Origin of the sequence: Arachidicoccus ginsenosidivorans, from assembly GCF_007971385.1 — a bacterium.
Taxonomy (GTDB): Bacteria; Bacteroidota; Bacteroidia; order Chitinophagales; family Chitinophagaceae; genus Arachidicoccus; species Arachidicoccus ginsenosidivorans.
Genome location: NZ_CP042434.1, coordinates 1,825,274 through 1,839,109 on the forward strand (window position 1 = coordinate 1,825,274; position 13,836 = coordinate 1,839,109).

Consider the following 13,836-nt stretch of genomic DNA (forward strand, 5'->3'; position numbering starts at 1 on the left):
GTACTTAATAACGGCCTGCGAAAGCCACTGTTATTAAAGCACTGGTTTAAACTAACGCAGCCGCTCCATTCAATCCCCTTTTATCAATAATCTGGAGGCCTTATGCTCCGTTTTATTCAGCTGCGTATTTTGGCACTCCAATACGCCACCTACCGGCCCGGTGACAGATAAGCCGTCAGTCGTGTTGACTGATGTGCCAAGGCCAAATTTCCCAATACGTATATTGTCCATGCGGCCCTGAAAATTCAATAAGGTATCTGTATTTGTTGTTATAGTTCCATTGTCTGTATGCCCAATAATATGGATCCCACTGGACAGACTGCTGTCAATACTTAATTCTTTGAGCACAATTCCAGTTATATTTTTTTTATCCAGACAGAATTCCACGGCGCCACGCCAATCCCAACTGTGATCAAAACCTCCGCTTTTAGATATGCGGCAATTTTCTATCCTTGTTTTGCCACTGAAATTATTATCCATCGCTCCCTTTTTAGTCGGGAAAGTCGTACTCAATAAAATAGCAGACCCCGCTGATATGTCTTCCAAAAGACAATCCCGAACCTGATTTGAATTTCCGCCATATATCGCTATCCCATTTGCCAGGAAAGGCAACTGAGCCGTACAGTCCTTAATTAAATTATGCCCTGGTTGGTATTTTTGCGCAGCACTGGCCATGGGCCAGATGGCAAAACAATCATCACCTGTGCCACGGGCACTACAGTTTTCAATCACCGTACTAGTTACACCCACCCAAAGATTGATGCCGTCCGCAATCGTATTACGCAACCGGCAACCCTCAATAGTTAGATGACTGCTATTGTCTAGCCACATACCCACTTTAGTGTGTTCAATCCAAAGCCGACTAATCGTTGAATTAGTACCGAATGATCCTACAATACCGTCGTTTTCCTCTTCGTCAGATCTGTAATCCAGCTTACCGGTAATTGAAAAATCTGATAAATAAATATGATCACCCGCTCCTTTAAACCGAACCCGCCTTTGGGGGTTCGGATAATTGGCACTATCACCCACAAAGTTGGTATACCACATACCAGCACCTTGAATACAGATATCAGAAGGCAATAAAATGTCCCCAGAGATCTGATAAACGCCTGCTGGGATCCAGACCTTTTTGGATGATTTTAAAGCCAGGTTGATTGCTTTTCTTAATGCCACCGTATAATCTCCTGCGCTGGTCTGTTCACTGACCAAACGAGCATCAGTCAGCCAGATGGCGCCTTGAGGCGCCTTCAGCGGTGGCGGGACATTTTCCAGGTCCACCAGATCGATCATGCAAGAAGAAGCGTCTTTAGGAGTCCCCTCCAGTTTTATGGTTATTTGATCACCCGGTTCAATGCTTAAAGCTTTGATACGGCACGCATCATAAAAATTTCTGGGTTTGCCCGCCTGGGGCCGATTGGTAAAAGGATAATCCCCGTAAAGCCAGCTATATTTTGAACAGATAGCAGCGTGAGCTGCAGCTTTGCCATTAATCAGGATCAGTAAGCCCGCTTGCCTGCTTTCACCACTTGCCCCGTCAGTGAGGCTATAGCGAATAACCATGGCGTTCGCTCTTTGCTGCGCAGTAAAGGCAACAAATGCATTTGCCCCTTTTAAGGCCACGCACATTTGATCTGAAGAAGCAGTCTGAACCTGATAAGGCCCGTAAACGGGCCCTAACAATTTGCCACTGGTTGTCATATTTTCTGCCTCGTAGGTAGTTACTGGCCATGGTGCCTTTGCCCCTAAGCTTTTTTGTCCGATTGCCTTTACCCACGGCAGCAGACAGCTCATTATACTAATTAAAACAACCCAAAAATAACGGTGTCTCAAAGAAAGAATTTTAATGAATAGTGCCATGTTAAATTAATCAAGTTGTTTAAATCGTATGGCCACGCCCCCACCTTTTGCCATTTTTAATTGCAGTAAGCTGTGTTGATTCACGTTTATATGGCGGATTCTATAGGACTCGGGGTTCATTTTCCAATCTGCCGCTTTGCCGTCCTCATAGATAGCTGCCTGATATGTTTTGTCCGGATCTAAAAAAGATAAATTGATCGATGTTTGCCGGGCATTTTCATTGGTAATCGCCCCCAAATACCAATCACTGCTGTGTTTATCCTTGCGGGCAATGGTAATATACTGTCCAGGTTCTGCCTGCAGAACCCGGGTAGCCGACCAGTCAACCGGTACATCCCGGATAAATTGAAAAGCATCCAAATGCGCTTCATAGTTTTCGGGAAGATCAGCTGCCATTTGCAGGGGGCTATAGATGGTTATATAAAGCGCCAATTGTTTGGCCAGGGTCGTATGCACCTGTTTTGTACTGTCACTGCTATAGTATTTGATTTTAAAAATACCGGGTGTATAATCCATAGGGCCGCCCATAAGTCTTGTAAAGGGTAAAATCGTTTCATGGGCAGGCGGATTGCCTTTGCTGAAAGCGTTGTATTCATTGCCTCTGGCGGCCTCACTGGCCAGCCAGTTTGGATAAGTCCGCTGTTGCCCGGTAGGGCGCACCGGCTCATGGGCATCTACCATGATATGATATTTAGCGGCCATACGTGCCACCCTCGCATAATGATTCACCATCCACTGGCCGTCATGGTGCTCTCCTCTTGGAATAATTTTCCCCACATATCCTGTTTTGACTGCTTTGTAACCAAATCTGCGCATCAACTGGAAAGCCGTATCCATTTGCCTTTCATAATTGGTGGCAGACCCTGAAGTTTCGTTATGCATAATCATTTTAACGCCTTTTGAATTTGCATAATCTGTTATTTCCTTAATGTCAAAATCGGGATAGGGCGTCACAAAATCAAAGACATTTTCCTTCCAGTGACCAAACCAGTCCTCCCAGCCCTGGTTCCAACCTTCTACCAATACGCCGTCTATTCCATACTTAGCTGCAAAATCAATATATTTTTCAACGTTTTTCGTATTGGCACCGTGGCGATAATTGGGAATCAGCTGTCCCTTACCATCGGTACTGTCCGGATAATCAGAAAAGCTCCAGGTTTTCTTGCCTGTCTGCATGGCCCACCATACACCAACGAACTTCATTGGATGAATCCAGGAGGTGTTTTTTATAACATTTGGTTCATTCAGGTTCAGAATCATCCTGGAGGCCAGAATATCTGTCGCCTGATCACTGATAATAATGGTGCGCCAGGGCGTTTTTTCCGGCGCCTGCAAATAGGCCTTATTGCCCACCGCGTCCGGCACCAGCCTGGAAGACAACACAAAATCTTTGCGATCAACATGCAGCTGCATGGCCGGATAATTCACCAGGCTTGCCTCGTGTATATTAATATATAAGCCCTGATCCGTTTTTAACATAAGGGGCGTTTGCACCGCATATCGGTCCGGAGCCACCCTGACGGCAATGGCCGTGGAGCTGTCCACCATTTTTTTATTATCTACCTGACTCAACCTGGACTGGGTATATAAATATTCATTGGTATCATAATCTCCAGGAATCCAAAAAGCCATGTCATCGCCCGTCATATGAAACTCCGTTAACTCGCGCCGGACCACAAAATACCGTAGCCCGGGCTGTTTAGGAAAATAGTACCGGAAGGCGACGCCGTCTGGAAAGACCCGGAAAATAACGTCCAACAACCGGCTGGGAGACTTAAGTTCTCTAAGATGCACCGTCATCTGTCTGTAATGATCCCTGATGGCGCTTTCCTGCCCCCAGACTGGATGCCAAATGCTATCAAAAGACGTCTTCTCTATGCCCGTTACCTCAAAGTCTTTATAAAAAGCAGGGTCGTCTTCCAGTTGAAATCCAAGTCCAGCGTTGCGTATGGCCTCCTTCCCTTTATAGAACACCTGATATTGTGGTCTGGCTGAATCAGACAGGCTAAAAAATAAAGCCATATGCCCCATGGCAATTGAATCTACTTTTTGTGCCTGAGTAATGGAAAGACTACCTATCATAAAAAGCAAAAGAACAAGTCTTCGTTGTATTGTAAAATCCATAATTACATTTTGTACGTTAATAAAACTCCTGTGCCTGTCATTATAGCGGATTAAGAACAAAAGACAGATTAAAAGGTGATGATTGCCACGCCTGTTACACCACCAGCCAGGCCACCGGTTATGACATCAAATATTCCAACCAACGGTTTTAATAAGCGCTCCTTTTTTATAAGAAGCGCTTATTTATATTCATGTTGATTGGTTTAAAGCGTCGAATAAAGGTCTAACGAAAGGCCCGACAAAAGGCCTATTATAAAAAGACACCTTAATATCCTGGATTTTGATCGGCTGTGGTAATTTTTGGATTTGAGTTAATCTCTGCCAGCGGTATCGGCCATGCATAGGATTTATCGTCCCACTGCAAATCACCTTTGACGGTGCGGACTTTGCCATAATAAGCCGCTTCAGAAGCGCCCAGATGCCAGCGGCACATATCAAACCACCACTGTCCTTCATTAAATAACTCTGCCCATCTCTCATAATACAAAGGATTGTGCCCCAAAACAGGATCGTTTGAAACCGCTGCAGGCGTCGCATCTGTCAGACTCTTGTAATCCAGTGCCGAGGTCATATTCGGATCTAGTCCGTAGGCTCTGCGTCTGATTTTATTCAGGTAGTTCAAGGCGGTTGCATTATCCCCATTATGCATACTAGCCTCTGCAAATAACAGATAAACGTCTGCCAGCCGCAGCAGATAAATATTACAAGCATCTGCATCTCCTACCGCATCCATTGTATTGTAGATAGGGGCATATTTGCGGAAGCTCCAGCCATATTCTTCAGCAAAATTAGGATCTCCTTGCAGATAACCAGGTCTTGCCACGGGATGCCAGGCGAGTACTCCATTTTTATCTTTCAGGCGGACAGAATCCAACCAGGGTTGCATGGCCACGACATATAGCCTTGGATCCACCGTGTGATTGGTCCGTGCTGCCAGCGATTTTTGTTTATAGACAGGATCCATCACCATTTTGGGATTGCTATAACTGGCAGGCTTTGACGCGTCAAAATCTAGATTATTAACCAAATTATATGTGCCCAGATTAAACCCAAAGCGCAATACATTTTTATCATGGAATCCATCATTGCCGCCATAGCCAAGTGGCTGAGAAGTCGCTTCTGTACCGTCTTCACCTAGTGCATAGGGCGGCCATATCAGGCCATTAATGGTGGTGGCATTGGCCACCCCACTGAATACGCCGTATCCACCCATGGCATTCTGATCTACATTGAGTTCAAATAATGATTCTGAATTAAATTCATCTACAGAATTGCCATTGATATCAATTCCTATAAAAGAATTCCGATAGTTTTTATAAGGCATCAGTGATTTACCACTGTTATCGATCACATCTTTCAAAACAGGCGCGGCCTTTGCATATTCTTTTCTAAATACATAGGCCTTGCCTAATAATGCCTTAGCGGCCCACTCGGTTGCCCGGGCCTGATCACTGGCAGGCCATACCTGACCTTTAAGTAAATCTGCGGCCTTTTGCAGGTCACTTTCTATAAGATTCCAGACGGCCGTAATGGAACTACGGGGTTGCTGTGCATCCTGGTAAGTCGCAGGAATACCGGAGAAAATAGGCACGCCAAGTGTATCGGTGGCAGTAGGGCTGGGCACATAATCTTCCCCAAATAGATTTTCCAGCATAAAGTAATAATAGGCCCTGAGAAAATAGGCCTGTCCTCTGACATAGTCAATTTGCGTTTTCTCTGCTGGAGCGGCGTAATTGGATTCATAAAAATCTGCAGCAGAAAGGGCGACATTACAGTTTTTAACACCGGCAAAAAGTGCCTGCCAGGCGCCAGTGACAAATCCATTGGAAGGATTAATCGCCATGGGATTGCTAAATCCCACCCAATCGGGATCCGTATAGGCGGCATCCGATACGTGCGTCGCATTGGCCATGACTTTAGGCAAAAAATCAAATCCATATAAATACTGATCCCTGAGATTGGAATAACAGGCAGTGACCGCACTATTTAAATCATCAAAGCTTTTTGGATAGCTGGCTGTAGAATACTTATCTGTTGGCCCAACCATGGCAGGATCCTTTTTACACCCGCTTATCAGACATGCTGCCAAAAGGATTGAAAAAATATTTTGTTCATATTGAGTAAGTTTAATGATTAGAAATTGATATCCAGGCCAACCGTATAAATCCGGGTTTGCGGGTACTGTTCGACCGCGTCCACGCCACGCGTGGTCACCCCTACATTGGTTCCGACAATGCCAGAAGCCGTATTGGTAGAATAAGAACTACCCAGTTCAGGATCCAGCCCTGAATAGTTCGTAATGGTAAACAGGTTATTGCCCATCACAAATAACCTGGCGCTCTTAATGGAGATTTGCTGCAGCAGTCTATTGGAAAAAGTGTAGCCAATTTGCAGGTTTTTTAGTTTGAGATAACTGCCGTTTTCCACAAAATAACTGTTGACCGTATTGTAATTGGGGTTGCTGGCATTGAGCGTGCCATCTGGGTCCAAAACCCTTGGCTGGCTGGTCAGGCCATTATCCCCAAAAAAGGAACTGCCAAATATCTGACTGGTGGTATTTCCGTCGGCAAACGGGAACTGTTCATAGGCTTTCACCCCATTAAACAGATCTACGCCCTGAACACCATTAAAAAGCATGGCCACATCAAAACCCTGATAATTCAGGCGAATATTGATACCATAGACGAGTTTTGGATTAGGATTGCCGATGACCTGTCTATCAGCTGCTGTAATATTGCCATCGCCATCCAGATCCTGGAATATCAGATCGCCTGCGTGCGATTGAACACCGTTTACCTTTTGACCGGCAGCGTCCTGATCTGTCTTAAAGAGCCCCTCGGATTTAAATCCATAGAAGGAACCAAAGGGTAAGCCTTTTTTGGTAATGGTAATATTATTGGTCCCCATCATGTTAAAGCCACTTGGATCCAGGTTATTGTAGTAATTGCGCCCATCATAAATCGCATCATTGGTGATGCCCCCCAAATTCAAGACCTTATTGTTATTGAAACCTGCGTTTAAGCTGATATCATAACCCAATTTACCTGCCTGATCCTTATAGCCCAAAAGGAGATCAAAACCTTTACTCTGCACTTCACCGATATTGGTGAAGTAAGTAACAAATCCTGAACTAAATGGCAGCGGCAATGCATACAGCATATCTTTGGTTTTACGGTTATACCATTCTGCCGTAAAATAAAGATGGTCATTTAATGCGCTGGCGTCTAAGCCGATATTGGTTTCATAGATGCTTTCCCAGTGCAGGCTGGGATTGGGTAACATATTAATGGAGTTGGCCACAAAAAGCGGTCCATCTGGCGTAAAGTTCTGCCCACCATTGGCTGCACCACTTGTCCCCTGAAACTGACTATAAGTAGCCAAAAACAGATAGGGAGGGATATTACTATTGCCCAGAGAGCCATAACTACCCCTTAATTTCAGTTGATTAATCACGGGTAATAAAGGCTTGAAAAAGGCTTCATCGCTGATATTCCAACCAGCGGAAACCGAACCAAATACGCCCTTTTGTTTTTCCGGGCCAAATACAGTAAAGTTAGCATCCTGACGAATCGAACCAGATAGATAATACCGGTCATCAAAATTATAATTGATGCGGCCAAAATATGACTTGATTAACCCCTGTGGATCGTAAGATCCGGAGACGGACTCCACAGAAGCGGAAGTTTTGACAAAAGAAAAACCAGGAAGTCCAATGGAGCTTTCGCCAGCATTGATATTATTAAACGACGAGTTTATCTGTTCAAAACCTGCCATTGCATTAATGTGGTGCTTTCCGAGTGTCTTATCATAAGTCAACACAAAGTTGTCAAGGGTCTGCGTGGATTGAATATTATATTTATTCAAGGAGTTAGTGGCAGGAGAGCTGGGACCAAAATACTGGTTATCCTGAAAATAATTTTGGGTTTCACTGTAGTAGGTATAGCCCCAGGTCGTCCTAAAACTAAGGTTCAGTGGCAATTTAACCTCTGCATAGACATTCCCCTGAAAATTATTTTGTGTATTCTGGATATTGGAGGACTGGATCATTCCATAGGGGTTCGGCCCTCCAAAACTGATACCATATCCTGGGGTACGGATCCATATTGGCCGTCTGCATTATATTTTGCAATAATGGGCAACGTTCTGAAAGGTGCATTAAAAAGCTGCGGCATCAGTGGATTGACTGGCATACCTTTTCTTTGAGAAACAGCCATTTGTTCCCCAATTTTAATAAACCGTCCCAATTTATAGTCCGTATTTACCCTGGCGCCGCCAATATTTGAATAATTGCGGATAAAAATGCCTTTTTGATTATTGTAGAAACCGGAAAATAAATAATTAACCACGGGGGATGCACCAGAAATAGATAAATTATAATTTTGCTCAATACCATTTCTATAAATCACATCTGTCCAGTCGGTATTAGGTAAGGTATCTGTTTGGTCGGCTCCGGCAAAAATATTGGGATTGATGATATTTTGCATTTTAATATAGCCTTCCCTATCCAGCAGATGAATAGCTTTAGGTCTGGTCACCCCATAGCGTGTACTGAAATTAATATCCGGCTTTTTATTTAATCCACTCCCTTTTTTGGTCGTAATGACGATTACCCCGCCTGCGGCGGCGGCGCCATAAATGGCTGCCGCACTGGCATCTTTCAATACATCAATGGTAGCAATGTCCTGTACATTGATGTTCTCCGGTGATTGCCTGACCCCGTCTACAATATAAAGCGGGTTTGGCTGATGCAAAGAAGACAACCCCCTGATAATAATCGTTGGCGTAGCACCGGGCTCTCCAGAGCTGTTGATTACTTCAACACCAGGAGCGCGCCCCTGGATGGCGGAAGTAATACTAGTAGTAGGCAGGTCTTTCAAATCCTTGCCGTTGACAGAAGAAACAGACCCTGTAAGGTCCTTTCTTCTTTGGGTACCATAACCCACGACTACGATATCGCTCTGCACATCCTCTACTGGTTTTAGGCGAATAATAATAAAGCCCTGTCCATTGGTGGCTACTAACTGGGAGGCATATCCGATATAAGACACGACTAAGGTATCGCTCCCTGACACTCTTTGAAGTGTAAAAGTTCCGTCTTTATCCGTACTCACGCCACTGGCTGCATTTTGCCAGGCAATGGAAGCGCCACCAAGGGGAGGCCCTCACCGTCGGTGACTTTACCTTTAATGGAGCCGTTTTGACCATAACTGCCCGTCGAAAATAACATCAATAGGGCCATGATCCACACCGACCCGCTTATTTTCCAAAAGCGGGTTCGTTGGAGAAATTCTTCTTTTTTTAATTCGGGAGCAAGCGCCGCAAAAGACGAATTTGTTAAAATCTCTCTCATTTGTTTCATCAATTTAAAAGGGTAAATAATAGATAATACTACCTCGAATTCCTAGTGAATTTTGATGAACCAAAGAAACAATACTAACTGAGCGTCGGCAAATATTATAATCGAACTATAACAATTATATTAACATACGGTTGTTTTAAAAAATATAACCACCTGATATATAAATATTTAAAAACGTATATTATTTATCTATATATAATACAATTTGATAAAGAAATCTAAAAATATTTAACTGTTTTAACGCTGAACAGATTTTATTGCCATGATTTTTTGCTCAAATTGTTCGTTGGAGACCACAGATTTGTTTTTTACTTTTGTCTTGTAAGTGTTAATGGTATGGACGGAATATCCCAGAATGGAAGCAATCTTTTCGTTGTCATGGATCCCTAATCGGATCAGCGCAAAAATCCGAACTTCGGTAGGAAGTGATGCCTTCTCCCCCAGGTTTATCTGACAGTCTGGTGTAAATAAAGCGTTGTACTGCTCCAGAAAATGTGGGAACAGTTTTAAGAAAATCCGGTCAAAATTATCCAGCAGTTCGTGTTTATCTTCCTTTAGATTAAATTGATTGATCAAAATGGCAATTTCTGAGAATTTGCCATCACGTACCCGTCTTTCTATACTCTTTTTAAATTTTTCCACCTTGGCGTAAACCTCAGAATTCCCATTAAAGAAATAACCTAAGTATCCCTCTTTGATCTTATTGGCTTCCTCCAGCCTGGCATTGCTGTCCTGTAAATGTAAATGCGCTTTACTGATGGTCTTTTCAGCTTTTTTCAATTTGCGCATTTGCCTGAGTATTATAAGGATCAATCCGGCAAACAAAAGCAAGAGTAAGGTGGCTATTACCCCATATAAGATCGCATTCCTTTTTTGATTTTCCACATTGGCCACGCGTTGACTTTCAATCAGAGAGAGAATAGAACTGAGTTGAACCTTCCGTTGTTTGGCACCATAGAACACCGCATCATTCATCGCTTTTTTAATATAAAGGGACGCATGAGCAATATCATTTCTTTTATATAATAAGGTAGAAAGGTTAAAAAGGGCAGTCGTTTCCTTGGTAGAGGACACAATATCAGCAATGGCTGCGCGCAATAGCAGATAAATTGCCTCTTCCTTATCTTTTCCATGGATATAAAGATCACAGAGGGTAGAGGCCGTAAGTGCTAACTGGTGGGGTGTTAAGTCTTTTTGAGCCATCAGCCCATTAAAAAATTTAAGTGCCTTTTGTTTTTGGCCCCTTCTGATGGCCTTCAGTCCGCCGTAATATTTATATTCAAAACGGGCCTTGTCATAATAAACCATGGCTGAATCCAGGTACCTACCGCCAAGGGCATTATAGGCAGGAGAATGATACTTATCATTGTCAAAATCTGCAATATCATAATAACACCTGGCAAGCAACGTATAATACTCTGCCCTGAAAGCAGGCAATAAATTGGCGCCTTGCAACACACTTAAGGAATCAAAGGCCTCTTTAAACATCCCGGAAGAAACCAAAATAAACCCTTGTTTTAATTGTGCCAAAACATAAAGAGAGTCATTATTTTCCGCCCGGGCTTCCTTCAGCAGCAATTGTGCATAGCTATATGCAGAATCATAATTGTAAGTCCTAAAAGCACTGTACAATTTAAGGTATTTATCAAAAAGCGCGCTTTGACTGCCCGTACTTATTCTTATAGAATCAATTTCTCTGACTTTGATAGAGTCATAATTGGCAGCGGCTGCTATTGTTTGATTCAGGCTGTCAAAAAGTGGCCTGAGATGACTTTGGGCCCGCGCACTTTTTGGAACACACAACAGCGCAATAAAGCAAAGGGCAATGGAACAGCAAATAAAATTTCGGTAAAAGCGCATTATGGAACTTTATTAAAACAATTTAACAAATGTAAGCAGAATTTCTATTTCGCTACACTTTTAAATCCCAAGTACACTGGAAAAGTAAATACATTGAGTAACAAACCCATATCAAGAAAAAGCAACCTATTCCCAAACTGAAAATTTCCGTTTCAATTAATCAAAATAGGTTGTAGCCCTCTAAAACAACCTCAGTTGCCTTGGACCTGTATTTTCCCCCGGCCCATCTTCAGGAGATTGCGGCACATTAAAATTTGAGACCCCGATCCCTAAAAGGCGGACTTTTTTATCTGTCAGCTCTGTATTGTCTAGAATTTGTCTTGCCAGTTGTATCAAAGCCTGTTCATTCTCTATCAAGCCAGCTACTGATCTACTGCGGGTAATAAGGGTAAAATCATGAAATTTAAATTTTAAAGTAAGGGTCCGGCCTTTTAACCCATGATTTTCAAGGCGACTGATCAATCTTGCTGCCAATATCATCAGCTCCTCCAGCATGGCCTCTTTTGTGGTAAGATCCTGTTGATAGGTATCCTCCACACTTATAGACTTGGTTTCTCTGTAAGGTTGCACCGGGCGGTTATCAATACCCCTGACAATATGATAATAGAACCGGCCGACTTTGCCAAAAAGCCTGACGAGTTCAGCCTCTTCATATTTTTTCAGATCAGCACCGGTAAATATCCCCATGGACTTCATTTTGGCCGCTGTCACCTTGCCCACGCCATAAAATTTCTCAACTTTAAGCCCTTCCATAAAGGCTTCAATTCTGGAGGGGCCAATAAAAGTCAGTCCATCTGGTTTTTCCAGATCTGAGGCAATTTTGGCGACAAACTTGCTGATAGAAACTCCAGCAGAGGCCGTCAATTGTAATTCCTCCCGGACGGCCTTTTTGATTTCCCGGGCAATATCTATCGCAAATCCAATCCCACGCTTATCTTTTGTAACATCCAAATAGGCTTCATCCAGGGACAACGGTTCAATAATATCCGTGTAACGATGGAAGATCTCATGCAGTTTTCTGGAAACGGCCTTATATACGTCAAATCGAGGGTAGACAAAGATTACATCCGGGCACAATTTTAAGGCAGTTTTTGAAGGCATAGCCGAATGAATCCCAAATTTTCTGGCCTCATAAGAGGCGGTGGCTACCACACCGCCTCTACCTTCAGGGGATCCGCCCACCACCAGTGGCTTTCCCCTGAGTTCTGGAAAATCCCGTTGTTCCACCGATGCATAAAAGGCATCCATGTCTATATGGATAATTTTGCGCTGTATGGGTACCATTGAAGCCATTAAATTGTTGCTTGTATGCTAATCACAGACAAATTGCTGCTTCAAAGTACGGGATTATCCAGAATATGTAAAAACTTACCTCAATTTATCCATGCTTTATTACTGCGCCTTTTCCCAAAATGCCAGTTCTCCGATGGTCATAAAAGTAGAATGTCCCCAGCTTTCCAGCATTTTGATCCTCAAATACCGATAAGGCGCTGTTCCTTTAGGGAAGTTGAAATTTTCACCACTTTTGGCATAGGTAACATCCTCATCCGTGTTCTGCCCTACCGGCAGGCCGGAAGGTTTATAGCTTTCTGCTTCCAATATCAGGTGCCAACTATCCCAGGAGCCGTCTGGATTAGGATCATTACTACCATAGACCTCAAAGCTTTTAACATTTTCCTTATTGTACAGCCTATCAGATGCTTGCCACATTTTCATACGGGTAAGGTCGGTCTGGGCGCCAAGATCAATGGTAAACCACTGGTCGGTACCATCTGCGGTTGCCATGCCTGGTGTTCCATAATTTCCGTCCCACAAATAAGCCATTTTCCAATTATGTGCATCTTTTTTATCCGTAGGTAACTCCAAAATACTCAATCTTGAATCATCCACCTGAACTTCTGCCAATGGAAAATCTACCTTTACGACTGCGGTATAAAAAGTATCGATAAAATTACTTTCAGGTTTAAATAAAGATTGATATACATAACTGGTGTTGGGTTTATAATCAGTCAGTAAAACATTATTAGAGTCCGGACTGACATTTACCATTACAGAATCCCCCAACTTATTTAAGAACTTGAATTGCGTGGAAATTTCCCCAACGGATGCGTGACCAAAGTAAATTTTAAGGCCCTTAGGATCATCCTGAACTTCAGAAGATTTTATTGTTCTGGCCGTGAGTGAATTGGCATACCCTTCTCCATACACCTCGCCATAAGCATCAAAGGCAACAGAGCCATGTCCTTTTGTATCGTAGGTGTATACTTTAAAATTATAATTACCATCCTCCAAAGGACTGATATGCACAACCAGGGTATCCCCTTTAAATTGATCGACACTGACATCCATAGAATCATTGCCACTATGCCAATAGATCCGGACAAAATCCATTAAAGGATCGTCTTTTTGACCAGGGTTAATTGCAAGCGCTCTTTGCCCGGAGCCACCATCACCGTATCCAATCTGGAGGAGTAGGTAATTTCCCCTCCTTTCGTAAAATCACGGTAATCATCCTTTTGACAAGAGCTATAAAGGCAGATAAGCCCCAAAGTACATATCGTTAATAAAACAGCAAAGCTTTTCATTTTTCTAATTTTGACTATTTAATAGATTGGTTTTAGCAGCGTACACCA

Annotated in this window: 10 protein-coding genes; all 10 read right to left on the reverse strand. The window is 43.1% G+C overall.

All coding sequences use genetic code 11. The features are described 5' to 3' along the window. Positions 1–69 precede the first annotated feature (69 nt). The 10 genes from FSB73_RS07505 to FSB73_RS26475 all read right to left on the reverse strand — a co-directional run bounded on the left by FSB73_RS07505 (position 70) and on the right by FSB73_RS26475 (position 13,788). A complete protein-coding gene (locus FSB73_RS07505; protein ID WP_158639456.1) occupies positions 70–1,794 on the reverse strand; it encodes a right-handed parallel beta-helix repeat-containing protein in 1,725 nt (574 codons plus the stop codon). A gap of 72 nt (positions 1,795–1,866) precedes the next feature. Continuing rightward, positions 1,867–3,984 carry a glycoside hydrolase family 97 protein gene (locus FSB73_RS07510; protein ID WP_146780918.1) on the reverse strand — a complete coding sequence of 706 codons (2,118 nt, stop codon included), beginning with the start codon at positions 3,982–3,984 and terminating at the stop codon, positions 1,867–1,869. 265 nt (positions 3,985–4,249) lie between these two features. After that, positions 4,250–6,031 carry a RagB/SusD family nutrient uptake outer membrane protein gene (locus tag FSB73_RS07515; protein ID WP_146780919.1) on the reverse strand — a complete coding sequence of 594 codons (1,782 nt, stop codon included), beginning with the start codon at positions 6,029–6,031 and terminating at the stop codon, positions 4,250–4,252. An 86-nt stretch (positions 6,032–6,117) separates the two neighbouring features. Beyond that, positions 6,118–8,031: a SusC/RagA family TonB-linked outer membrane protein gene (locus FSB73_RS24415; RefSeq protein ID WP_262712538.1), complete on the reverse strand. Its 1,914-nt coding sequence runs from the start codon at positions 8,029–8,031 to the stop codon at positions 6,118–6,120. Further along, the gene (locus FSB73_RS24420) at positions 8,028–9,095 is read right to left on the reverse strand and encodes a TonB-dependent receptor plug domain-containing protein (RefSeq protein ID WP_262712539.1); all 1,068 of its coding nucleotides are present in this window, start codon (positions 9,093–9,095) and stop codon (positions 8,028–8,030) included. Before FSB73_RS24420 ends, FSB73_RS24415 begins: the two co-directional genes overlap by 4 nt. Beyond that, complete coding sequence (locus tag FSB73_RS24425; protein ID WP_225974583.1) at positions 9,092–9,334, reverse strand: hypothetical protein; 243 nt, start codon at positions 9,332–9,334, stop codon at positions 9,092–9,094. Before FSB73_RS24425 ends, FSB73_RS24420 begins: the two co-directional genes overlap by 4 nt. 246 nt (positions 9,335–9,580) lie before the next feature. Next, entirely contained in the window at positions 9,581–11,203 is a 1,623-nt protein-coding gene (locus FSB73_RS07525; RefSeq protein ID WP_146780920.1) for a DUF6377 domain-containing protein, read from the reverse strand. A gap of 180 nt (positions 11,204–11,383) precedes the next feature. Then, complete coding sequence (dinB, locus tag FSB73_RS07530) at positions 11,384–12,487, reverse strand: DNA polymerase IV (protein ID WP_225974584.1); 1,104 nt, start codon at positions 12,485–12,487, stop codon at positions 11,384–11,386. A 108-nt stretch (positions 12,488–12,595) separates the two neighbouring features. Next, complete coding sequence (locus FSB73_RS26470) at positions 12,596–13,594, reverse strand: DUF5000 domain-containing lipoprotein (RefSeq protein ID WP_146780922.1); 999 nt, start codon at positions 13,592–13,594, stop codon at positions 12,596–12,598. Continuing rightward, positions 13,594–13,788 (reverse strand): DUF4998 domain-containing protein, encoded by a 195-nt coding sequence (locus tag FSB73_RS26475; RefSeq protein ID WP_146780923.1) that lies wholly within the window; start codon positions 13,786–13,788, stop codon positions 13,594–13,596. The genes FSB73_RS26470 and FSB73_RS26475 overlap by 1 nt, the downstream gene beginning before the upstream one ends. Positions 13,789–13,836: the final 48 nt, after the last annotated feature.

Excerpts from the sequence above, each read along its gene's own strand:
- FSB73_RS24415 (WP_262712538.1), bottom strand. The coding sequence starts at position 8,031 with ATGATCCAGTCCTCCAATATCCAGAATACACAAAATAATTTTCAGGGG.
- FSB73_RS26475 (WP_146780923.1), bottom strand. The coding sequence starts at position 13,788 with ATGAAAAGCTTTGCTGTTTTATTAACGATATGTACTTTGGGGCTTATC.
- FSB73_RS07525 (WP_146780920.1), bottom strand. The coding sequence starts at position 11,203 with ATGCGCTTTTACCGAAATTTTATTTGCTGTTCCATTGCCCTTTGCTTT.
- dinB (WP_225974584.1), bottom strand. The coding sequence starts at position 12,487 with ATGGTACCCATACAGCGCAAAATTATCCATATAGACATGGATGCCTTT.
- FSB73_RS26470 (WP_146780922.1), bottom strand. The coding sequence starts at position 13,594 with ATGGATTTTGTCCGGATCTATTGGCATAGTGGCAATGATTCTATGGAT.
- FSB73_RS24425 (WP_225974583.1), bottom strand. The coding sequence starts at position 9,334 with ATGAGAGAGATTTTAACAAATTCGTCTTTTGCGGCGCTTGCTCCCGAA.
- FSB73_RS07505 (WP_158639456.1), bottom strand. The coding sequence starts at position 1,794 with ATGAGCTGTCTGCTGCCGTGGGTAAAGGCAATCGGACAAAAAAGCTTA.
- FSB73_RS07510 (WP_146780918.1), bottom strand. The coding sequence starts at position 3,984 with ATGGATTTTACAATACAACGAAGACTTGTTCTTTTGCTTTTTATGATA.
- FSB73_RS07515 (WP_146780919.1), bottom strand. The coding sequence starts at position 6,031 with ATGGTTGGGCCAACAGATAAGTATTCTACAGCCAGCTATCCAAAAAGC.